We start from the raw sequence: 22,614 nt of genomic DNA, 5'->3' as shown, positions 1-22,614 counted from the left end.
AAATCTAAATGCATACTGAAAAACTTAGGTTGCTCAAAAATAGTCAGGTCGTCGCATCCGCAGCAGACTCCGCGGAGGCGTAGCAGCGCTACGCCGCACAAGGAAGCTTGCGAGGACGGCGGCGAGATGGCTGTTTTTCAGCAACCGGCTAAATCTCCAGTAGTTCGCTTGGCCGGTACTGGTCACCGACAAACAGCCTCGGTGCACAAACATTCTGGCCGGCAAGAAGTGTGGTGGCGGTACTCTCCGCCAGTCGCGGATCGTTGTTGACCTCCGAAAGATGGGCCAGAAAGACCCCTTCGAGCCCGTCGTGCAGCAGTTCTTCGAGAAGCTGGCTCGATTCGTTGTTGGAGATGTGTCCGTGCCGGGACTTGATCCGCTGCTTCAGATGCCAGGGGTAGGGGCCGTTTTGGAGCATCTCTTCGTCATGGTTTGACTCGATGACCAGCGCCCGGCATCCCTTGAGCTTTTCCGTGATGAGTCGTGTCACAATGCCGAAGTCTGTGGCAAAGCCAAACCGTCCTTCACCGCTTTCTATGGTGAAGCCAACCGGATCACAGGCGTCGTGGGTGGTCGGAAACGGTTCGATTATCAGATCCCGGAAGGCAAAGGAATAGCCCGATTCGAACTCCACCACCTCTGACTTGCGAAAGGTGCTTTCGGCTGCCTTGTGGGTCGGGTAGCTGACCAGGACCGGAATCTTGAGTTTGCGGCCCAGGGTGCCGGCCCCCTTGATATGGTCGGTATGGTCGTGGCTGACAAGGATGGCGTGCAGATCGCTGCCGTTTACGCCGATCAGCGCCAGCCGGCGGATGATCTCGACGGACGACAACCCGGCGTCGATCAAGAGCCTTGTAGCGCCGCTCCGTACGAAAACCGCATTCCCCTTGCTGCCGCTGGCTAGCAGGCAGATCTGCACACACTGTCTCCCGTGATGCCGTAGGATAGTCGCGTTCCTGCCGTTGCCGGCGTATTTGGCCAGGGCAGGTCGTAGGCAGAACATCTCCTTATACCTTAGTTCGGGGTCTGGTTCAAGAGGGAGAATTATCTGAAAATGCTCATGTAATCGATGCTGCTTTGATCGGCGACCGGGTTGACGGGAAGAATTATGTGGAACGTGGAGCCCGGGAAATCGTCGGGATTATGCCCCGGGGATTCCACCCAGATGTCACCACCATGCATCTGGACGATCCCTTTGGCGATGGCCAGGCCGAGGCCGGCACCCTTGGCCTTGAAGGCAACCTTTCCCGAGCTGTGCTCCTCGATATTCCCGGCTTCGTAGAATTTTTCGAAAATGCGCACCTGATCGTCCCTGTCGATGCCGATACCGGTGTCGCTGACGGTGATCTGCACATACAGGTGATGATTGCGGCCGTTGTCGACTGTAAGGGCGTGGTTGTCAGGAGCGGGCTGGATGCCACGGAGGAGGTATTTGGCGGATGTGGAAACCGATATGGTGCCACCGTCCGGAGTGAACTTTATGGCGTTACCCAGCACGTTGGACAGGAGCTGCATCAGACGTATCCGGTCTCCTTTGATGCCGGGGATGGTGGTATCCAGTTTGACCTGGATCTTCTGGTGGCGCATGGAAAAGAAAAAGCTGAGTTCGTTGACGGTAGCCTCCACCAGGGAGTTGATGTCCAGTTCCTCGAACTTGAGGCGGACCCGCTGCTCGTCGATCATGGAGATGTCCACCAGATCCCTGACGATGTTGTCCAGGCGCATGGCTGCGTTGGAGATGTTCTGCATCATCTCCAGGACAGTCTTGTCCAGCCGGTCGGCCATATCGGTGGTGATCAGCTCCGCATAGCCCATGATGACGGTCAGGGGGGTCTTTAGTTCGTGGGACGCGAGTCCCAGGAACGAGTCTTTCATCCGGTTGAGCCGGGCCAGGTCGGCGGCGCTCTTGCTCAGATTGCTCAGGATCTCCCGTTCCTTGGTAATGTCACGGAAGATGGCCTGGATAATCCGTTCGTTCCCCTGCTGGATACTGACGATGGAAATTTTTGCCAGGACGACGCTCTCGTTTTTGTTGACCAGTTGCAGTTCGTCGGTGACATGGTCGCCGGTGCGGGTCGCGGCAAACAGCCGGTGGACTCTGGGGACGTTTTCCACGTTCAGGAGGAGCAGGAATTTTGTGACGTGGAGCCCCAGCAGTTCGGCGGCAGAATAACCAAAGATCTCTTCGGCCATTTTGTTGACGATCCGAATGGTCTCGTCCGCCCCCAGGACCACGATGGCATCGCTGGCGTCCTGCATGAGGGACTTGTAAAGTTCTTCCGAGCGTTCCAGATCCAGACTCATCTCTTCCAGTTGGTTGAAGGAGGCCTGGAGTTGCTGGTGGGTGTCGGTGAGCTCCTGATAATGGCTCTTGAGCTCCAGGTCGCGCTCTTTCAGCGATGCGGCCATGGCATTGATCGATCTGGCCAGCTCGTTGAATTCGAAGACCGGTACTTCCGGGATCTTGGTGTCCAGCGCCCCCTGGGAGATTTTCTGGACCCCGGCCAGAAGCTTGGTGATCGGTTGCATGACACTCTTCCTGATGAAGAGGGCAACGAGAGAGAAGACCACCAGCAAAAAGACCGCCAGGATGAAGACGGAGCGGACAACCATCTTCGTGACCTTGTCCGTGATTGCGCTTTCCTCGAAGCCGATATGGACCAGGCCGCTCACCTTGCCGTCCGGGGTTTTGATGGTTGTGACCGTGTCGTAGTATTTGGTGCCGTCGCCGATCAGGTGGGTCCGCTCATTCAGTCGCAGGTTGAGCGACTTGATAATGGCGGAGAAATTCAGCCGGCTGTATTTCTCGTTATTGATATAGAGGGGGCTGCCGTCGGGATCGGTGATAGCGCAATAAGCGATTTCCGGGTTGTTGGCCACCAGTTCCTGGCACTTGGCGGGAAGACCTTCTATGGCGAGCAGGTCGACACCGAGCCCCAGAACCTTTTCCACCGACCCCTTGAGGGAGGCACCAAGGCTCTGGGAGCGGAGGATAAGGGCATTCTCGTAATCCGTGCGAAAACCGATGATATCCATGCCGGTGTTGGCCAGAATGGTCAGGGATAGGACAAGGAACGAGAAGATAAGGATGCGTTTTTCTAAAGAGTTTTTCATTCGCTGTGCAAGAGGTGCGACAAAATCTTAAGCCCGAATTGATGAATACTACCATAGAATTAGTTGTTTGATATTAATTTTTCGCAATGCGTCTTCTGGCGGCGCAGCATGCGTGTTAATCTGATTATTGATCGTTAACAAAGTTGTTGACGGCAAATCCGGCGAATGTTTATTATGCGGCGTCCATTTGACTCGGATGAGTGATAGAGTACACTAGATCAAAATTTTGAGGAGGCAGGACATGGCAATCAGAGTTGCGATCAACGGTTTCGGAAGAATTGGCAGGATGGTGTTTAGGGCAGCCCTTAAGGAAAAGGATATAGAGATCGTGGCAATTAACGATCTTACCGATTCCGCCACTCTTGCTCATCTTCTTAAGTATGACTCTGTCCATGGGGCCTTTAACGCCAAGGTCGAGGCCAAAGGCGACGAACTGGTGGTGAACGGTAAGGCGATCACTATCTACAAGGAACGGGACCCGGCAGCGCTGCCGTGGAAAAAGGAAAAGGTTGACCTGGTGCTGGAAGCCACCGGGCTGTTTACCGCTAGGGATAAGGCCGAACTGCACCTGAAGGCGGGCGCCAGGAAGGTGATCATCTCTGCCCCTGCCACCGGCGAGGATATCACCATCGTCATGGGGGTCAACAGCAGCCTGTACGACCCGAAGAAGCACAACATCATCTCCAACGCCTCCTGTACCACCAACTGTCTGGCGCCGGTGGCCAAGGTTCTCCACGAGACCTTCGGCATCGAAAAGGGGCTCGTGACCACGGTTCACTCATACACCAACGACCAGAACATTCTCGATCTTCCCCACAGGGACCTGCGCCGGGCCCGGGCTGCGGCTCTGTCCATGATCCCCACCACTACCGGTGCCGCCAAGGCGGTCTCCCTTGTCCTGCCCGAGCTCAAGGGCAAGATGGATGGCATGGCGATCCGGGTGCCGACCCCCAACGTCTCCGTGGTCGACCTGGTGGCAGTCCTGAAGAAGAAGACCGATGCCGAGAAGGTCAACGCAGCACTGAAGAAGGCCTCCAAAGGGGCTCTCAAGGGGATTCTCGGCTTCGAGGAGGCGCCGCTCGTTTCCATCGACTTCAACGGCAACCTCCTCTCTTCTATTGTCGATGCTGCCTGCACCAAGGTGCTCGATGGGAACATGGTCAAGGTTCTTTCCTGGTACGACAACGAATGCGGCTTTTCCCAGCGGGTCGTTGACCTGGTTAAGCTGATCGCTTCCAAATAGGCTACTGAAGGATTGGGGAGACAGGAAACTGCCTCCCCATTCTTTTGCCCGATACAGCCGTCTCATTCAAGATGACACAAAATAAATCAATGTAGGGGCGCTTGCCGCGCCCTTGTTGGGCGGAGCAAGCGCTCCCCTACCATGAACAAATCCATTAAGGAGGAGAATATGCCAATCCGCTACATCGATCAACTCAAGGACCTGAAGGGGAAAAAGGTTTTCATCCGGGTGGACTTCAATGTTCCGCAGGATGACAAGGGAAACATCACTGAGGATACCCGCATTGCCGGTGCCGTGCCGACCATCAAATACGCCGTCGAACAAGGGGCGAAGGTGGTTTTGGCTTCTCACCTGGGGCGGCCCAAGGGGGAGAAAAAGGCGAAATATACCATGGCCCCGGCAAGCAAGCGGCTGTCCCAACTGCTCGGCAAGAAGGTGACCCAGGCTCCGGACTGCTTCGGCCCTGAGGTCGACAAGCTTGTCGCTGCCATGAAACCCGGCGACGTGGTCATGCTGGAGAACGTTCGGTTCTATCCCGGCGAAGAGAAGAACGATGCCGCTTTTGCCGGGAAGCTTCTCAACGGCTGCGAGATTTATGTCAACGACGCCTTTGCCGTCTCCCACCGCGCCCACGCCTCGGTGGAGGCGATCACCAAAATCGTGCCGACGATTGCCGCCGGCTTTCTGATGAAGAACGAGATGACCTTTTTCGACAAGGCGATGAAAAACCCGGTGCGGCCGCTGGTGGCCATCCTGGGCGGCGCCAAGGTCTCCGGCAAGCTGGAGGTGCTGGAAACCCTGGTCAACAAGGTCGACAAGATCGTCATCGGCGGCGGCATGGCCTTTACCTTCCTGAAGGCCATGGGGTATGGGGTGGGCAAGTCGCTGGTGGAGGACGAATTGATCCCGACCGCCAAGAAGGTCATGGATAAGGCGAAGAAAAGGGGGGTCAAATTCTACCTGCCAATGGACTGCGTCGTGGCCGATGCCTTCGAGGCGAAAGCCACCAACTTCATTGCCACAGTCCAGGAGATTCCCGAGGGGTGGATGGCCCTGGATATCGGGCCCGCCTCGGCTGCGCTCTTTGCCGAAACTCTGCGGGACGCGAAAACGGTTATCTGGAACGGCCCCATGGGGGTGTTCGAGATGGACGCCTTTGCCCGCGGCACCTTTGCCGTAGCCGAGGCGGTTGGCAACTGTTACGCCACCACCGTCATCGGCGGGGGGGATACCGATGCGGCCGTGAACAAGGCAGGGGTGGCCGACAAGGTCAGCTACATTTCCACAGGCGGCGGCGCCTTCCTGGAGTTGCTGGAAGGGAAGGTTCTCCCCGGGGTCAAGGCGCTGGATGTGAAGGGAAAATAAAGGAGTCTTCATGCGAACACCGATCATTGCCGGTAACTGGAAACTGTTCAAGACATCGTCCGAGGCCCTGGAGCTCGTTACGGGGCTCATGCCGCTGGTGAAGGACACCAAAGGGGTGGAGATCGTAGTGGCGCCGGTTTTCACGGTGCTGTCCCGGGTGCGCGATGCCCTGGCAGGCTCAAATGTCAGGCTGTCAGCCCAGGATTGCTACTGGGAGGAAGAAGGGGCGTTCACCGGCGAGGTATCACCGAAGATGCTGCTTGATGCCGGTTGCAGCCATGCCATCATCGGGCATTCGGAGCGGCGCCAGTTCTTTGGCGAGACGGATGCCACGGTCAACCGGAAGATCAAGGCCGCCATCGCTGCCGGGCTCACCGTGCTCTTCTGCATAGGTGAAACCCTTGCGGAGCGTGAATCCGGCAGGACTTTCGACGTCCTGAAGCGACAGGTGGCAGGTGGGCTGGAAGGGATTTCCGAAGCAGACCTCGCCAAGTTGGTCATCGCCTACGAGCCGGTTTGGGCCATAGGTACCGGCAAGACGGCCAGCGATGAGCAGGCCCAGGAGGCCCACGCCTTCATCAGGCAGGAAGTGGCAACTCTCTACGGTCAGGCAACGGCAACGGCCATGAGGATTCTGTACGGCGGGAGCGTGAAACCGGAAAACATCAGGGGGCTGATCGCCCAGCCCGACATCGATGGCGCCCTTGTGGGCGGGGCAAGTCTCAAGGCCGATTCCTTCGCTGCCATCGTCAACGGTACGGTACAATAATCACGTTGCCAATGAACCATGAATGTGGTATGTATCCCCTTTCTCGAAAAAGTTCGGAAAGGATCGGAAGCATGATCTACCTGCTGATTTTTCTTCATATCTTTGTAAGTATCATCCTTATCGCCGTTGTCCTGATGCAGTCAGGGAAGGGGGCGGAGATGGGGGCTTCCTTCGGTGCCGGCGGCAGCCAGTCGGTCTTTGGCGCCGGTGGCGGCAGCACGTTCATGAGCAAGATGACCACCGGTGCTGCCATCATCTTCATGCTCACGTCACTGGTGCTGGCGTACCAGTCCGGCAAGTCGGGCAGTTCGTCCATCATGTCGTCTGCACCCAAGGTTGCGCCGCAGAAGCCTGCTGCACCGGCCTCGCAGCCGGCGCAAACCAAGCCGGCAGCTCCGGCCCCGACCGGCCAGCCGCTGCAGGCCCCGGCACCGGCAGCGCCGGCGCAAAAGTAGGGAAATTTCTGTTGACACCGGACCGTTCCGGTGATATTTAATCGGTCCCTGCTGATGGCTGGCAGATAAACCGGAAACAACGATTCAGACATAGACGCTCGGTTGAGCGTAACAAGCATGCGGTGGTGGCGGAATTGGTAGACGCACCAGCTTGAGGGGCTGGCGGGAGCAATCTCGTGATGGTTCGAGTCCATTCCACCGCACCAATACAGAAAGGCCGGGTTCTTCCCGGCCTTTTCCTTTAGGAGGTTGCTGAAAAACAGCCATCTCGCCGCCGTCCTCGCAAGCTCCTTTGTGCGGCGTAGCGCTGCTACGCCTCCGCGGAACTTGCTGCGGGTGCGACGATCCGACTATTTTTGAGCAACCTTAGACATCTCTGTTAAGCAGCTCATCCGTTCGGCAAAAGGCACGGGAGAGACGGTGCTCGATCAGATTGCGAAGTATACAGCCAAACTTGCCACCGACCGTTCGGCAGATGCTGACCGGATCGCCATTGCCGTCAAGGACGACTGTCTCTTCTCCCGCGGCATCCCCCCCCTGGCGACGCTCGCCGAACAGGTCCTGACCCATCTGAACGCCATCGCCCTGGTAGTGGCCCAGCCATCGCTCCCCTTTGCCGAACTCCTTGCGAGGCGCGCACGACCCGACGAACACACGATCATCCCCCGCGACACCGAAACCCGCACCTTTCTCCACGACATCCCGTTCGTACGCCAGGATGAGCTCACCGCCGATCCGGCACCCTTTCTGGCGCGGCTGCTGGGCAGCCGCAAGGGGGTTGTCGTCGAGGGGATCGGTATCCTGGCGGTGGGCGCCATCACGGTGGAGCAGGCCTACATCAACTATTCGTCAATCTTTCACGCCACCTTTGTCAAGTACCTGGAGGATCTGCTGCACCACCGATTCTCTCTGCCCGGCGAGGAAGAGGCGTTTGCCTCATTCCGCGATGGCTGGCTGAGACCGTTGACCGCGGATGGCCTGGCGTTTCGGGCCGGACCTTTGCCCGACCCGGCAACGATTCTCGACGAGGTGGCTAAGGTCGGTGGCTATACCGTCCAGCGCGGGCTGGTCGATTCCTTTTTCGGCAATATTTCCTGGCGCAGCAACGATCGCATCTACATCTCCCAGACCGCGGCCAGCCTTGACGAACTGCCCGGCTGCATCGATCCGGTAGCCATGGACAATTCGTCCACCACCGGCATCACCGCTTCCAGCGAACTGGCTGCCCACCGCCGGATCTATGAGACGAGCGACGCCTGCTGCATCCTCCATGGCCATCCGAAATTCAGCGTGGTGATGAGCATGCTCTGCGACAACGCTGAATGCGGCATCACCGACTGCTGGCGGGACTGTCCCCATGTGCGCGACCTGGGGGGGGCGCCGGTGGTTGCCGGCGAGATCGGCGCCGGCGGTCTGGCCAAGCGGGTGCCGCCGGTCATTGCCGGCCCGGGCCGGGCGATCGTCTACGGTCACGGCGTCTTCACCATCGGCCGCTCAGGTTTTGGCGAGGCGTTCAGCGCCATGGTCGAGGTGGAGAACTGGTGCCGGGCCGAGTATTTCCGTCGGCTGGCCGCGCACGGCGCCTGAGGAACGAGGTGCGAGGGGAAAAGTTTTTTCCAGTCACCAGTCACCAGTCACTGCTTTATTGACCCCTTTCCGCTCCCGTGTCATAATCGCTGAAATTTTTTAGCCACAGTAAATGTTTCCAATGGTCCCCATGAGCTTTGTCCATCTTCATCTCCATACCCAGTACTCCCTTCTTGACGGTGCCATTCGCCTCGGCGATCTGGTGAAAAAGGTCAAGTCGTGCGAGATGCCGGCCGTGGCCATCACCGACCACGGCAGCATGTTCGGGGCGGTGGAGTTCTATCTGAAATGCAAGGATTACGGGGTCAAGCCGATCATAGGCTCCGAGGTCTACATGGCGGCCGGCTCCCGTTTCAGCAAGGAGTCCGGGGCGGGCGACTCCTCCATGTACCACCTGCTCCTGCTCTGCGAGAACATGCAGGGGTACAGGAACCTCTCCCGCCTGGTCTCTGCCGGCCACAAGGAGGGGTTCTACTACAAGCCGAGGATCGACAAGGAGTTGCTGGCCCAGTACAGCGATGGTTTGATCTGCCTTTCCGCCTGTCTGAAAGGGGAGGTGGCGACCCTTTGCAGCCGGGGCCGCATGGATGAGGCGACCGCCACGGCCCGCTGGTACGCGGAACTCTTCCCGGACCGCTACTACATCGAGCTGCAGGAAAACACCCTGCCCGAGCAGGATGTGGCCAACAAGCGGCTCCTGGAGGTGGCGCGGGAGCTCTCACTGCCGCTGGTGGCCACCAACGACTGCCACTACCTGAACCGCGAAGATGCCCGTGCTCACGAGGTGCTGCTCTGCATCCAGACCGGCAAGACCATAAACGACCCGAACCGGATGCGCTTTTCGGCCGAGGAGTTCTACGTCAAGACGCCGGAGGAGATGGCCGCGGCGTTCCATTACGCACCGGAGGCGATCGCCAATACCCTGGCCATTGCCGATCGCTGTGAGCTGGCGTTCGATTTCAAGACCTACCATTTTCCCCAGTACACCAAGCCGGCGGACAAGAGCCTGGACGAGGTGCTGGAGGAGCAGGCCTATGCAGGGCTCAAGGAGCGGCTGGTCACCATCAGGGCAAAGTACCCTGACCTCACGCCGGAGCAGGAGCAGGGGTACTCCGACCGGCTGCGGATCGAACTGGACTGCATCTCGCAGATGGGGTTCCCGGGCTACTTCCTGATCGTTGCCGACTTCATCAACTGGGCCAAGGACCAGGGGATACCGGTCGGGCCGGGCCGCGGCTCTGCTGCCGGCTCCCTGGTCGCCTACGCCATCCGGATCACCGACATTGACCCGCTGCCGTACAACCTCCTGTTTGAGCGGTTCCTGAACCCGGAACGGATCTCCATGCCCGATATCGACGTCGACTTCTGTCAGGATCGACGCGAGGAGGTGATCCAGTACGTCACGGAGAAGTACGGCCGGGACAAGGTCTGCCAGATCATCACCTTCGGGACCATGTCGGCCCGCTCGGTCATCAGGGACGTGGGGCGGGCCATGGACTTGACCTACGGCGAGGTGGACCGGATTGCCAAGCTGGTGCCGGAGGTCCTGGGGATCACCCTGGATAAGGCCATGGTCCAGGAGCCGAAGCTGAAGGAACTGGCAGAGGCCGATCCCCGGGTCAAGGAGCTTCTGGAGATCGCCCTCCGCCTGGAGGGGCTGGCCCGCCATGCCTCCACCCATGCGGCCGGGGTGGTGGTGGCCCCGGATGTGCTGGAGGAGTTCTGCCCGGTCTACAAGGACCAGAAAAACGGTTCCCTTACCACCCAGTACTCCATGAAGTACGTGGAAAAGATCGGCCTGGTGAAGTTCGACTTCCTGGGCCTCAAGAACCTGACGGTCATTCACAACGCGGTGCGGCTGATCCGCCTGGGCAAGGACCCGAATTTCGACATCACCACCCTGCGGGACGACGACAAGGCCAGCTACGACCTGGTCTCGGCCGGCAACACCACCGGCGTGTTCCAGCTTGAATCCTCGGGGATGAAGGAGATGCTGACCAAGCTCAAGCCCTCCTGCTTCGAGGACGTCATAGCCGCCTGCGCCCTGTACCGTCCCGGCCCGCTCGGCTCCGGCATGGTGGACGATTTCATCGACCGCAAGCACGGCCGGAAGAAGGTGGTCTACGACCTGCCGCAGCTGGAACCTATCCTGAAGGACACCTACGGGGTCATCGTCTACCAGGAACAGGTCATGCAGATCGCCCGGACCCTCGGCGGCTACTCCCTGGGGGGCGCCGACCTGTTGCGGCGGGCCATGGGTAAGAAGGACCCGGCGGAGATGGCCAAGCAGCGGGACATCTTCCTGGAGGGGGCCGAGAAGGGTAAGGTGGACCTGAAGAAGGCCGGGGCGATTTTCGACCTGATGGCCAAGTTCGCCGAGTACGGCTTCAACAAGTCCCACTCGGCCGCCTATGCCCTGGTCGCCTACCAGACCGCCTATCTCAAGGCCCACTACCCGGTGGAGTTCATGGCCGCCCTGCTCACCGAGGACATGGGGAGCACGGACAAGGTGGTGAAGAACATCGCCGACTGCCGGGAGATGGGTATCCAGGTGCTGCCGCCGGACATCAACGCCTCGGACCGTTCGTTCCGGGTTCTGGGGAACTCCATCCGCTTCGGTCTCGGGGCCGTGAAGAACGTGGGTGAGTCGGCCATCGAGGCGATCATCGAGGCCAGGAAAGACGGGGAGTTCAAGGATATCTACGACTTCTGCGAGCGGGTGGACCTGCGGCGGGTCAACAAGCGGGTAGTGGAAGCGCTCATCAAGTGCGGCGCCTTCGACTCCACCGGCGGGCGACGTGCCCAGCTCATGGCCGGCCTGGAGGATGTAATGCTCCTGGGGCAGAAGATCCAGCAGGAACGCGAGTCAGCACAGGTCTCCCTGTTCGGTACTGCCGAGATCGTCAAGGCCAATGGCAACGGCAAGGGGCATCTGCCGGACGTGCCGGAATGGGACGAGAAGCTGCTGCTGAACTTCGAAAAAGAGGCCCTCGGCTTCTTCATCACCGGCCACCCGCTGGGGCGCTACGAGCAGGACATCAAGCGTCTCGCCTCCACCGATACCTCTGCCCTGGGGGAACTGGCGGACAAGAGCGAGGTGCGGCTCTGCGGCATCGTGGTCGGTCTCAAGGAGCTCCTGACCAAGAAGGGGGACCGGATGGCCTTCGTCACCCTGGAAGATTTGCTGGGGAGCGTGGAGGTCGTGGTCTTTGCTGATATTTATGCTACAGCGGTGGAGTATCTGAAGAGCGACGACCCGATTCTGGTGACCGGCACCCTGGATGTGGGGGAAAAGGCGAACAAGGTGATCGCCACATCAATCGTTCCGTTCCGGGAGGTGCTGGAGAAGGGGACCAGCCGTGTCACCCTGACCCTGAAGGCCGATGGTCTGGAGCGGGAGGTGCTGGAGTCCCTGCGTGATATCATGGCCCGCCATGCCGGCGGTTGCCGGGCCCGGCTCAACCTGGTGATCCCCAATGAATGCCGGGCTACCATCGCCCTTCCCGAGAGCTGGAACGTCGCGCCCACCGAGGAGCTGGTGCTGGCGGTGCGGAACCTGGTGGGGTACCAGGCGGTGAGCTTTGAATGAACCGGTTCGACGTTCAATGTTCTAAGTTCAACGTTATCAATCTCTGTTTTTGAATCAAAAGGAGACGCTATTCATGGCAAATAACCAACCCCTTGAGTTTGAAAAGCCGATCGCGGAGCTGGAGAAGAAGATCGAAGAGCTGATGGCCTTTTCTACCGACTCCATCGACCTGAAGGACGAGGTGGCAAAGTTGCAGCAGAAGGTGGAGGAGATGCGGCAGGATGTCTTTGTCAACCTCTCCCGCTGGCAGACAGCCCAGATCGCCCGCCACATCAACCGCCCCTTTACCCTCGACTATCTGAACCTGATCTTTACCGATTTCGTCGAACTCCACGGCGACCGGAATTTCGGCGACGACCACGCCATTGTCGGTGGCCTGGCGAGGCTGGACAGTGAGCCGGTAATGGTGATCGGCCACCAGAAGGGGCGGGACACCAAGGAGAAGGTCTTTCGGAACTTCGGCATGCCCAACCCCGAGGGGTACCGCAAGGCGCTGCGCCTCATGCAGATGGCGGAGCAGTTCAAACTCCCCATCATCACCTTTGTCGACACGCCGGGGGCCTTTCCGGGGATCGGCGCCGAGGAGCGGGGCCAGGCCGAGGCCATTGCCAGGAACCTCCGGGAGATGGCGGCACTGACCGTGCCGATCATCGTGGTCATCACCGGCGAGGGGGGATCTGGCGGGGCACTGGCCATTGCCGTCGGTGACCGGATCATGATGCTGGAGTACTCGGTCTATGCGGTCATTTCCCCCGAAGGGTGCGCGGCCATTCTCTGGTCCGACGGCACCAAGGGCGCACAGGCTGCCGAGGCGCTCAAGCTGACCGCCAGGGATATCAAAGGGCTGGAGGTCATCGACGAGATCGTGAAGGAACCGGTCGGTGGTGCCCACAACGACCACGAGGCCATGGCTAAAGCCCTGCACGAGGCGCTCAGCCGCAACCTGAACGAGCTCAGGAAGATCCCGGCAGAGCAACTGGTGGAGGAGCGGTACCAGAAATTTCGCAAAATGTCGCGGTTTGTGGAATAATACCGAGTGCTTCGTAGTATAATGAAAACAGGAAGCTGATACGCTTCCTCCTGTTACTTTCCACCTTCGCAAGAGATGAAGGAGGTGGCATTATGAAAGTGTTGGACGTAGTTGTGACCGTACTGCTGATTATAGGTGCACTCAACTGGGGCTTGATCGGGTTCTTTGGCTTCAATGTTGTCACTGCCATTTTGGGTGAGGCAACTGCCGTTACCCGGGTTGTGTATGCTCTGGTTGGTTTGAGCGGGCTGTATGAAGTATTTACCTTTACCTTCGGCTATGAAGCGATGCATAACAGGTGGTGCGAGCTTTCCACCGCGAAACATTGACAACAACTGCAGCACGTTGCGAAGGGTGGTACGGGTGACAGGGCAACTAACGTAAGGTGAGCATAATGTTTCTATGCCGGTTCTGTGGTAGGATTCGTTTGCTGGTAAGAAGGAGCAGAGGGCGGTTGAGGCCGCCCTTCTTCTTTGGAATGGAGTAACCGTGCAGGAACGATTGCAAAAGATACTGGCCCGGGCCGGCATCAGCTCCCGAAGGGCCGCTGAGGAGTTGATCACGGCCGGCAGGGTGACCGTGAACGGTCAGGTGGTGACGGAACTGGGGAGCAAAGCCGATCCCGAGCAGGATACGATAATGCTGGATGGCAAGCCGGTGCGTCCGGCGACCCGGAACGTCTACATCCTTCTGCACAAGCCGGCCGGTTATGTCACCACCATGAAGGACCCCCAGGGGCGCCCGGTGGTGACCGATCTGCTGAAGGGGGCCAAGGAGCGACTCTTTCCGGTCGGCAGGCTCGATTACAATACCGAGGGACTGCTCCTGCTCACCAACGACGGGGCGTGGGCCAACACGCTGGCCCATCCACGGCACGAGGTGGACAAGGAGTACCATGTGCGGGTGCGGGGATCGGTCTCCCCTGAGCAGATTGCCAGCCTGGCCAGCGGCGTGGTGCTGGAGGATGGGCCGACGGCACCTGCCAGGGTGGGGGAGATCAAGGCAAGCGACAACAATACCTGGCTCTCGGTGGTGATCCATGAGGGGCGTTTTCGCCAGGTGCGGCGCATGTGCGAGGCCGTTGGGCTGTCGGTGGTTCGACTCAAGCGTGTCCGCTATGGTTCGCTTGCCCTGGGTGACCTGAAGCCGGGAGAATACCGGGTCCTTTCCGACAGTGAGGCCAGGGCACTTGCCGGCGGTGAACCGACATCGCCCCTGCCGGTTACGGAAGCGGTTAAACGGCCGCGGGGCGCTCCAATTAAGCAGTTCAGAAACGAGGCCGGTGGGCGTACCGTAACGGGAAGGCGTGAAGAACACCGGGGAAAGCCGGCAACCGAGGGTGCCGAGCGTTCCCGGCGTCGGCCGACAGATGCCGGCCCGCCGACCGGCAAGAAGCACGATCCTACCCACAGCACCGGGCAGAAAAGGGACCATGGAACCGGACAGGGAACAGGTGAAAGTGGTCATCATCGTCGGACCGACCGCGTCAGGGAAGACGGAATTGGCCGTCCGCCTCGCCGAAAGCATTGATGGAGAGATCGTAAACGCTGATTCCATGCAGGTGTACAGGGGGATGGATATCGGCACGGCCAAGCCGTCTCCTGAGCTTAAGGGCCGTGTGCCCCATCACCTGCTGGACATCGTTGCCCCGTCGGTGAATTTTACCGCTGCCGACTTTGTCGAGGTTGGCCAGGCCGCCATTGCCGACATCCGTCGCCGCGGCAGGCAGGCGATAGTGGTCGGCGGGACCGGCCTCTATATCCGGGCGCTCCTGTTCGGTCTTGCCCCTTCGCCGGCCGGCAGCGAGGCGATCCGCCGGGACCTGGAGGCGGTTGCCGAACAGTACGGTCCGGAGGAGCTCCTGCGTCGCCTGGCCGCGGTAGATCCGGTTACTGCCGCCCGCCTGCACCAGAACGACCGGGTCCGGATTATCCGGGCGCTGGAGGTCTTTCAGCAGACTGGTATCCCGCTTTCCCGCTACCAGCAGGAACATGGCTTCGCAGCCGCACAGTATGACTATCTGAAGATCGGCATTGAGGTGGAGCGGGAAGAACTCTATTGCCGGATAGACGAGCGGGTGGAGCGGATGTTCGCCGACGGCCTGGTGGCCGAGGTGACCCGGCTTCTGGAACAGGGATGCCTTCCCGGCGATAAGTCAATGGGATCAATAGGGTATCAGGAAGTGGTGGAGCTGTTGGCGGGGAGTATTGACCTGGCAGAGGCGAAGCGGCTCATCGCCCGGAATACCCGTTGGTATGCCAAGCGGCAGCTGACCTGGTTCAGGCGGGAGCAGGAAATTAAATGGGTTGAATATCCCAAAAGTTTTGCTAGTATCCTAGCAACTGTTATTGCATTTCTTGAAAAGGAGCGGAACCATGTCAAAAGCCCCATTCAATATCCAGGACCAGTACCTGAACCAGTCCCGTAAGGAGAAGATTCGGGTGGTGGTTCAACTCATGTCGGGTGTCAAGATGGAGGGATATATCAAGTCATTCGATAATTTCTCCGTGCTGATGGAGGTTCAGGGGGATATCCTGATCTACAAGCACGCCATTGCCACCATCACCTCCACCGACGGTTCGTTCCGTCTCCACCAGTAGATACATTTCTTCCCTCCAGGCCGGGGAGTCGTGTGCTCCCCGGCCTTTTAGTTGCCGCTCATGACCAATCGCCCCCCATTCCTGCCGTATCTTATCGTCTTTTCCGTTATCCTCCTGGGATACGGCATCTATCAGCTCGGGTCCATTTTTTTCCCGCTGTTCATTGCCCTGCTGCTTGCCTATCTCTTCGAACCTCTGGTCATACGACTGGCCGAACTCATCAGGAGCCGTACCCTGGCGATTGTCATTGTTTTTACCGGCGTTATCCTGTTGCTCATAGGGATAGCTGCGTTCTACGCAACGGCCATACGAAACGAGTTCGCCAACGTGCAGTTGAATCTCCCCCTGTACGCCGAACGGTTCTATGCGATCATTCCCCACAAGGTTAAGAGCTTCCTGGAGATCGAGACGCCAGAGAAGGTCCAGATGCAGGTCAACCGCGCCCTGGTGCAGCTCAAGGGGGTATCGTTCGACCTGGTACGTGAGTCGCTGGCAGTCATCCGCAAGGCCTTCAGCTCCACCCTGGCCGTCGTGCTGGCGGTTCTCGGCTACTGCATCACCCCGCTCTACCTCTACTACTTTCTGAAGGACCTGCCGAAGCTCGAGGAGGGTGTCCTGGCCCTGGTACCGCTCAGGTTTCGCGAGCAGTGCGTGACCCGTAGCCGGGAGATCGGCGGTATCCTATCGGCCTTCGTGCGGGGACAGCTCCTGGTCTGCGCCATCCTGGCCGTTCTCTACAGCATCGGCCTCTCCCTCATCGGTATCGACCTGGCAGTGGTGGTCGGTACTCTGGCCGGCATCACCTTCATCATTCCCTATGTGGGGACGATCCTGGGGATCGTGCTGTCGACCCTCCTAGCACTCCTCAAGTTCCACGATCTGCTCCATCCGCTTTTCTGTCTCGGCTGGTTCGTTATCGTGCAGGCCCTGGAAGGGGCGGTCATCACGCCGAAGATAGTGGGTGACCGGGTAGGTCTCCACCCCGTGCTCACCATCCTGGCCCTGCTCATCGGCGGGCAACTGTTCGGTATTGCCGGAATGATCCTGGCTGTTCCCGCGGCGGCGGTGCTGAAGGTGTTTGTCGGCATGCTGCGGGATACCTATTGGGGCAGCGGTTACTTTCGGGAGGAGGGGTAATGGCCGGACTGCTCGTTTCAGCCGTAGCTTCGGGGAGCATTGCCGAGGAACTGGAGATCATTCCCGGCGACCGGCTGGTGGCGATCGATGGCCACCAGTTGCGGGATATCATCGACTATCAGTTTTATTGCGACGAGCCTGAGCTTTTGTTGGAGATACTCAAGGCAGATGGCGAGATCTGGGAAATGGAGGTGGAGCGGGAGCAGGAAGAGCCGCTGGGGCTCACCTTTGCCCCGCCTGCGCCGGCCAAGTGCGGCAACCGCTGCGTCTTTTGCTTCGTGCATCAGCTCCCCAAGGGGCTCCGCGCGCCGCTCTACGTGAAGGACGAGGACTACCGGCTCTCGTTTCTCTACGGCAACTACGTGACCCTGGCCAATATCGGCGATGCAGAACTGGCGCGGATCAAGGAACAGCGGCTCTCTCCCCTCTACGTTTCGGTCCATGCAACTGACCCGGCTCTGCGCGAGCGGCTTCTGGGGAAGAAGGGGATCAGGCCGATCCTGGAGGTGATGAGTGAGTTGGCCGAAGCCAGGATTACCATGCATACGCAGGTAGTTCTCTGTCCGGGGCTGAACGACGGAGAGGCGCTGGAGCAGACGGTGGCGGAGCTGGCAGCCCTCTACCCGCGGGTGACTTCGCTGGCCATCGTACCGGTGGGGCTTACGCGGCATCGTCGCGGACTGCCGCACCTGGAGCCAGTGACCAAGGAGTACGCAGTCGCGTTCATCGCGCAGTGGCAGCCTAGAGCCAGGGAGGTCGCCAAGCGCTTGGGGGAACCGTTTCTTTTTCTGGCCGATGAGTTCTTTCTCAAAGCGGAACTTCCATTCCCGCCGGTTGAGGAGTACGGGGACTTTCCCCAGTTGGAAAACGGGGTGGGGATGATCCCCCTGTTTCAGGAAGAGGCTGCGGAGGTCATTGCTACTGCCGAACCTCTGCCCCCGGTACACGCAACCGTGGTGAGCGGCCTGTCGCCCCTGCCATACCTGGCTGATTTTCTCCGGAGCCTCGCCGAACGGACCGGTGCTACGCTTGATCTGGTGCCAGTGGAAAACCGGCTGTTCGGTGAGAGCGTTACGGTTACCGGGCTCGTCTCCGGCCGGGATATCGTTGCCGCCCTGGACGGTCGCGACCTTGGCAGTTTGGTGGTGATCCCGGACGTGATGTTGAAGGAAGGGGAGGGGGTTTTTCTGGACGACCTGCCGGTCAGTGCTCTGGAGGAGGCTCTCAAGGTTCCTGTGGCCGTAGCCGAGGCGACACCTGCCGGCCTGCATCGCGTACTTGCGTCTCAGTACTGATTTCGGTGAGACAAAAAGGCAGTTGCCAACAGGGATAATTTTTGGTATTTACACAAGGCAATTTATAGATAGACGATAATACTAAACCATTCGCGAGGATGGGACGGAAAGCCTACGGGTCTCACCGAGACAGCCGGGTCGCCGAAATATCTCACATCGATATCGACGACCCGGTTTTTTTTTGTTCCTTGTACAGGGAGGAAAGACGTATGTTGCTGAACACATCAACGAGAAATGTCACGGATGTAGCTGAGGGTCCCCTTGGACCGTATAAGTTGCTGCCGGTCGCTACCTCTGACCAGCTTCAAAAGGCTTTTCAGCTCCGTTATCAAGTATACTGCGTGGAGAAGCAGTACGAATCCTGCGATAGGAGTTTAGGCATGGAGTTCGATGCCTTTGACGATCAGTCGGTCCACACGCTGCTTGTGGATTCTCAAGAAAATGCCGTGGGTAATGTCCGACTGATTCTGCCGAAATACAAGCAGCTTGATCAGAGTTTTCCGATCCAGAAGATCTGTAACCATAAGATGTTGCACGACCGGCAGTTCATCTTCGGCGGAGCGGCTGAGGTGTCTAGGTTTGCCATCAGCAAGTCGCTCGGGGGACAAGGTCAACGGGTGGTTCCTTCGTTGCCGGTGCTCAGTCTGGGACTGATGCGGGGCGTTGTGCGCATGAGCCGGGAGCATGGTGTCGATGAACTGTTTGCGGTAATGGAGCCAGCCCTGATTCGGCTGCTGGCGCGGCTATCGATCCATTTTATCCCGATCGGTCCGCTGATCGACTATCATGGGATGCGCCAGCCGTGTCACGCCAACCTTACGCGCCAGTTACAGCGGACCGAAGCCGAAAATCCCGCTGTCTGGGCATTTATAACCGATGAAGGGAATTATGCCGGGCACTCCACTTCGCCGATGCTCGCCAACTACTGCTGATCTATCTAATTCCATCTGCCTGCCCAAGGGACACCTTGACGAAGGGGGATGACATTCGCAACTCCGCTGAAATCGGATAGTCACGAAGACCACCCTCGCCACTTTCTGCTGAATGTCAAGCGAAAAACGCGGTAACCCGCTGATTATTTTAAATTTTTAAAGAGTAGAGCCGGCTAATGCAACTTTTTACGGACACTGCTGCTTGTGAGCGAAACTTCAGGATAACTACCAAAATTCATTTGACGTCGTTGACCGGCGAGTGTATATACGTACACGAAAGTTTTGACGCCTGACGGTAAGCTCCGGATCGCAAAGCCATTCCCCTCGCGGATGTAAAACTGCTTGTTCTTCGGTTTGCAATCTTTGCCCGGCAAAAATCTGTCGGCGAATTCAAAACGCTTTTTAGTTGTGTCAACCTGTTGGGGTAGTAGCTCAGTCGGTTAGAGTGCCGGCCTGTCACGCCGGAGGTCGCGGGTTCGAGCCCCGTCTGCCCCGCCACTAAACATGCTGAACGGTGTCCTCCTCAAGGCTCCTGATATACATGTACCACTGTTCTGGTGCTGTTTTGTCAGGGGCTTTTTGCGTTTTCACCGCCTGTTGCCGGAGTAAAGATCGAAATATCGATAGAGGAGGTTGAATGATGGAAGCGGGTATCCGGATCGTGCCGGGTTTTTCCTGGTTTGGCAAAAACATCGGCATAAAGGACAGCACCCTTGATTTCGGGGGTATCCTGTCCGACGTCCCCTGCCAGGCAGCCGGGGTGTTTACCCGAAACACCATGCCCGGGGCGCCGGTCCTGGTCGGCAGGGAGCATCTGAGCAACGGACTGCTCCAGGCGGTTATCGTCAATTCGAAAAACGCGAATGTGGCCACCGAACAGCGAGGGGTCGAGGACTCGAGAAGAATCTGCCGGTTGGTGGCCGAACAGTTCGGGATCGATGCGAACATGGTGCTGCCATCGTCAACAGGGGTCATTGGCCGGCGTCTGCCGATGGAGATCATTGCCAAGGGATGCGAGACGCTGAAGCAGGACTTTGGCAAGACTGAACACCATGCGGAAAGTTTCGCCCGCAGCATCATGACTACGGACACACGCCCCAAGCGAGTGAGTGCGCGGGTGGGCAACGCAACGCTGCTCGGCATTGCCAAGGGCGCCGGCATGATCGAGCCGAACATGGCGACCATGCTCTGCTACTTCATGACCGATGCGGAGATCCCCTCCGGGCAGTTGCAGTTGATGCTCAACAGGGTGGCGAACAAGTCGTTCAACAGGATTTCCGTTGATACGGACACCTCTACCAGCGACACTGTTGTCATCCTGGCCAATGGTCTTGCCGGTCCGGTGGACCCTGTCGGGTTCGAGGAAACACTGTCGGACATGGCCATGTACCTGGCAAAGGAGATCGCGCGGGACGGTGAGGGGGCCACCAAGCTGATCGAGCTGGTGGTGTCCGGGGCGCAGACGGAAGAACAGGCGCTGTTGACCGCAAAATCGGTCATCAACTCTCCGCTGGTGAAGACGGCCATCTATGGGGCGGATCCGAACTGGGGAAGGTTTGTCATGGCCATCGGCAAGGTGTTCCAGTACACCGTGGCAATCGGCGATCTGGTAATTCACTTTGGTGAAGGGGAAAATCGGCTCAGGATCGATGCCGGTACGTTGGATCGTGACGAAGTGCCGCTTGAACAGATTTCCGAACTGTTGAAGAAGGATGAAGTCAAGATAGAGATCGTCTTGGGGAAGGGGCCATATTCGGAAAGGGTCTGGGGCTGCGACCTTACCGAGGGGTATGTTGAGGAGAATGCCCATTACACGACCTGATTCTCTTGAATATGTCGATAAACTCTGAGACCTATCGTGATATATACGGTGTTGTCAGCCGAATCCCCAGGGGGCGGGTGACGACCTATGGCCAGGTCGCATGCCTGGCGGGCATGCCCGGAAGGGCGCGCCTTGTGGGGTATGCCCTGAGCGCCCTCAATGATCCGTCCATCCCCTGGCATCGCGTCGTCAATGCCAGGGGGGAGATCAGTCAACGTTCCGATGGCGGCCCGGGCGACACGGTGCAGCGGCTCCGCCTGGAAGAGGAAGGAGTTCATTTCGACGGGCAGGGCCGCATACCGCTTGACCGGTATCTGTGGCGGCCTTAGAGCCGATGACCTCCCGGCACCGTAACCTGGCCTGAACTGTTTTCTTTTGGAAAGGCATGGCCAAAGGATGCTGCCGTAACAGTTCCCGTAAGGGGTGAGGAAATCCAGAGATGATGCCGATCGGCACCGTAGCCATTACATGCTTCCTTTACATCGGATTGTTGTTTGCCGTGGCCTATTTTGCCGAAAAAAGGCGCGAAGCGGGCAAGAGCATCGTCTCCAATTCCTACATCTATTCCCTTTCTCTGGCGCTGCATTTCACTTCCTGGACCTTCTACGGTGTCGTCGGCCGGGCCGCCACGAGCGGCATAGGATTCGTCGCCGCCTATCTCGGCGCTACTCTGATGGCCTTCACCTGGTGGTTTTTGCTGCGCAAAATGGTACGTGTCAGCAAGGAACAGAACATCCTCAGCATTGCCGATTTCATCTCCAGCCGCTACGGAAAGTCGGCACTGCTTGGCGGGATCATCACCATCTTTACCGTCGTAGGGATCATGCCGCTCATTGCCCTGCAGATCAAGGCCATAGCGTACGCATTCAATATCCTCACGACCCCTCTCGATGTAGCGGGTGGCAGCAAGAACGTTATTACCACGCCGCATTTTTCTGTAGATACAGCAATTATCGTCGCCTTGTTGCTGAGCTTGTTCAGCGTCATGTTCGGGGCAAAACAGCTGGATGCCTCGAAACGCCATGAAGGTCTGGTTGCAGCCATTGCCGTTCAATCAGTTGTGAAACTGATTGCCTTTGTCTCCGCTGGGGTGTTTGTCACGTACGGTCTGTTCGATGGCGTTGCCGATATCTTTACCCGTTTCGCAGTTCAATTTCCCGATCGCTCATACCTCTTTCAACTGGGGACGCCGCAATTTTCCTATGACATGTGGATTTCCTGGCTCTTTTTTTCCATGACCACGGTTATGTTCCATCCACGCCAGTTTCACATCATGGTTATCGAGAATTCGAACGAGGAGCATATCAAGAATGCAATGTGGTTCTACTACCACTTAACATTTAATATTTCGTTTAATTGCGGTATATGGCATACTGGCGTAACTCATTCAAGGAGGCCACCATGTCGCCAAGATACCGAGTAACACTTACCGAGCAGGAGCGTAAAGATCTTGAAGCCTTAACCAAGCGTGGAAAGACCCACGCAAGGCGGTTTGTCCACGCCCGTGCCTTGTTGCTTTCTGATGCCGGTGATAATGGTCCAGGCTGGAGTGTTGCTGATACTGCAGAGGCACTTGGTGTGAGTAGTCGGACAATTGAACACCTGAAGAAGCGTTTTGTAGAAGATGGCCTCGAAGCTGCACTTGAGCGGAAACAGCGGGAGAAGCCACCACGGGA

Annotated in this window: 21 protein-coding genes, 2 tRNA genes and 1 riboswitch; of the genes, 20 read left to right on the top strand and 3 right to left on the bottom strand. The window is 58.3% G+C overall.

All coding sequences use genetic code 11. The features are described from left to right. Positions 1-148: 148 nt before the first annotated feature. The gene (locus JN12_RS18525) at positions 149-919 is read right to left on the bottom strand and encodes an MBL fold metallo-hydrolase (RefSeq protein ID WP_145025550.1); all 771 of its coding nucleotides are present in this window, start codon (positions 917-919) and stop codon (positions 149-151) included. 125 nt (positions 920-1,044) lie between these two features. Further along, complete coding sequence (locus tag JN12_RS18520) at positions 1,045-3,114, bottom strand: ATP-binding protein (RefSeq protein WP_145025548.1); 2,070 nt, start codon at positions 3,112-3,114, stop codon at positions 1,045-1,047. A 241-nt stretch (positions 3,115-3,355) separates the two neighbouring features. Here JN12_RS18520 and gap point away from each other — a divergent pair, with 241 nt between their 5' ends. The 15 genes from gap to JN12_RS18445 all read left to right on the top strand — a co-directional run bounded on the left by gap (position 3,356) and on the right by JN12_RS18445 (position 19,116). Then, a complete protein-coding gene (gene gap, locus JN12_RS18515) occupies positions 3,356-4,357 on the top strand; it encodes a type I glyceraldehyde-3-phosphate dehydrogenase (protein WP_145025546.1) in 1,002 nt (333 codons plus the stop codon). A gap of 168 nt (positions 4,358-4,525) precedes the next feature. Beyond that, positions 4,526-5,722, top strand: a complete 1,197-nt coding sequence (locus JN12_RS18510) for a phosphoglycerate kinase (RefSeq protein ID WP_145025544.1) — start codon at positions 4,526-4,528, stop codon at positions 5,720-5,722. A 10-nt stretch (positions 5,723-5,732) separates the two neighbouring features. Further along, entirely contained in the window at positions 5,733-6,491 is a 759-nt protein-coding gene (tpiA, locus tag JN12_RS18505; RefSeq protein ID WP_145025542.1) for a triose-phosphate isomerase, read from the top strand. Positions 6,492-6,562: 71 nt separating this feature from the next. Further along, positions 6,563-6,946, top strand: coding sequence for a preprotein translocase subunit SecG (secG, locus tag JN12_RS18500; RefSeq protein ID WP_145025540.1), 384 nt, complete (start codon positions 6,563-6,565; stop codon positions 6,944-6,946). A gap of 119 nt (positions 6,947-7,065) precedes the next feature. After that, positions 7,066-7,152, top strand: a tRNA-Leu gene (locus tag JN12_RS18495). A 214-nt stretch (positions 7,153-7,366) separates the two neighbouring features. Next, positions 7,367-8,533 carry a class II aldolase/adducin family protein gene (locus tag JN12_RS18490; RefSeq protein WP_145025538.1) on the top strand — a complete coding sequence of 389 codons (1,167 nt, stop codon included), beginning with the start codon at positions 7,367-7,369 and terminating at the stop codon, positions 8,531-8,533. 130 nt (positions 8,534-8,663) lie between these two features. Beyond that, positions 8,664-12,122, top strand: coding sequence for a DNA polymerase III subunit alpha (gene dnaE / locus JN12_RS18485; protein WP_145025536.1), 3,459 nt, complete (start codon positions 8,664-8,666; stop codon positions 12,120-12,122). Between the two features lie 73 nt (positions 12,123-12,195). Then, entirely contained in the window at positions 12,196-13,152 is a 957-nt protein-coding gene (locus JN12_RS18480) for an acetyl-CoA carboxylase carboxyltransferase subunit alpha (protein ID WP_145025534.1), read from the top strand. 92 nt (positions 13,153-13,244) lie between these two features. Continuing rightward, a complete protein-coding gene (locus JN12_RS18475; protein ID WP_145025532.1) occupies positions 13,245-13,481 on the top strand; it encodes a DUF378 domain-containing protein in 237 nt (78 codons plus the stop codon). A gap of 160 nt (positions 13,482-13,641) precedes the next feature. After that, the gene (locus JN12_RS18470; RefSeq protein ID WP_145025530.1) at positions 13,642-14,682 is read left to right on the top strand and encodes a pseudouridine synthase; all 1,041 of its coding nucleotides are present in this window, start codon (positions 13,642-13,644) and stop codon (positions 14,680-14,682) included. Then, complete coding sequence (gene miaA, locus JN12_RS18465; RefSeq protein WP_145025528.1) at positions 14,585-15,580, top strand: tRNA (adenosine(37)-N6)-dimethylallyltransferase MiaA; 996 nt, start codon at positions 14,585-14,587, stop codon at positions 15,578-15,580. The genes JN12_RS18470 and miaA overlap by 98 nt, the downstream gene beginning before the upstream one ends. Continuing rightward, positions 15,528-15,752: an RNA chaperone Hfq gene (gene hfq, locus JN12_RS18460; protein ID WP_145025526.1), complete on the top strand. Its 225-nt coding sequence runs from the start codon at positions 15,528-15,530 to the stop codon at positions 15,750-15,752. The genes miaA and hfq overlap by 53 nt, the downstream gene beginning before the upstream one ends. A 60-nt stretch (positions 15,753-15,812) precedes the next feature. Then, positions 15,813-16,889: an AI-2E family transporter gene (locus tag JN12_RS18455; protein WP_145025524.1), complete on the top strand. Its 1,077-nt coding sequence runs from the start codon at positions 15,813-15,815 to the stop codon at positions 16,887-16,889. Then, positions 16,889-18,184 (top strand): DUF512 domain-containing protein, encoded by a 1,296-nt coding sequence (locus JN12_RS18450; RefSeq protein WP_145025522.1) that lies wholly within the window; start codon positions 16,889-16,891, stop codon positions 18,182-18,184. The genes JN12_RS18455 and JN12_RS18450 overlap by 1 nt, the downstream gene beginning before the upstream one ends. Positions 18,185-18,254: 70 nt before the next feature. Further along, positions 18,255-18,330: riboswitch (cyclic di-GMP riboswitch) on the top strand. A gap of 63 nt (positions 18,331-18,393) precedes the next feature. Next, positions 18,394-19,116, top strand: coding sequence for a PEP-CTERM/exosortase system-associated acyltransferase (locus JN12_RS18445; protein ID WP_145025520.1), 723 nt, complete (start codon positions 18,394-18,396; stop codon positions 19,114-19,116). Between the two features lie 173 nt (positions 19,117-19,289). Here the strand turns inward: JN12_RS18445 and JN12_RS21255 are convergent, their stop codons facing one another. After that, positions 19,290-19,490, bottom strand: a complete 201-nt coding sequence (locus tag JN12_RS21255) for an Arm DNA-binding domain-containing protein (protein WP_407925396.1) — start codon at positions 19,488-19,490, stop codon at positions 19,290-19,292. Positions 19,491-19,537: 47 nt separating this feature from the next. Between JN12_RS21255 and JN12_RS18440 the strand changes: the two genes are divergently transcribed. From JN12_RS18440 to JN12_RS18420, 5 genes are all read left to right on the top strand, one after another. Continuing rightward, positions 19,538-19,614 (top strand) — tRNA-Asp (locus tag JN12_RS18440). A 139-nt stretch (positions 19,615-19,753) separates the two neighbouring features. Next, complete coding sequence (argJ, locus tag JN12_RS18435; RefSeq protein ID WP_211360583.1) at positions 19,754-20,938, top strand: bifunctional glutamate N-acetyltransferase/amino-acid acetyltransferase ArgJ; 1,185 nt, start codon at positions 19,754-19,756, stop codon at positions 20,936-20,938. Between the two features lie 11 nt (positions 20,939-20,949). Continuing rightward, entirely contained in the window at positions 20,950-21,267 is a 318-nt protein-coding gene (locus JN12_RS18430) for an MGMT family protein (RefSeq protein WP_145025518.1), read from the top strand. 110 nt (positions 21,268-21,377) lie between these two features. Beyond that, positions 21,378-22,361 carry an SLC5/6 family protein gene (locus JN12_RS18425; RefSeq protein WP_145025516.1) on the top strand — a complete coding sequence of 328 codons (984 nt, stop codon included), beginning with the start codon at positions 21,378-21,380 and terminating at the stop codon, positions 22,359-22,361. After that, a partial coding sequence (locus tag JN12_RS18420; RefSeq protein WP_170242058.1) for a helix-turn-helix domain-containing protein occupies positions 22,340-22,614 on the top strand: 275 nt, incomplete at its 3' end. The genes JN12_RS18425 and JN12_RS18420, both read left to right, overlap by 22 nt.

The organism is Geobacter argillaceus (assembly GCF_007830735.1).
In the GTDB taxonomy this organism is placed as follows: Bacteria; Desulfobacterota; Desulfuromonadia; order Geobacterales; family DSM-12255; genus Geomobilibacter; species Geomobilibacter argillaceus.
This window is presented reverse-complemented; position numbering and strand designations above follow the sequence as displayed.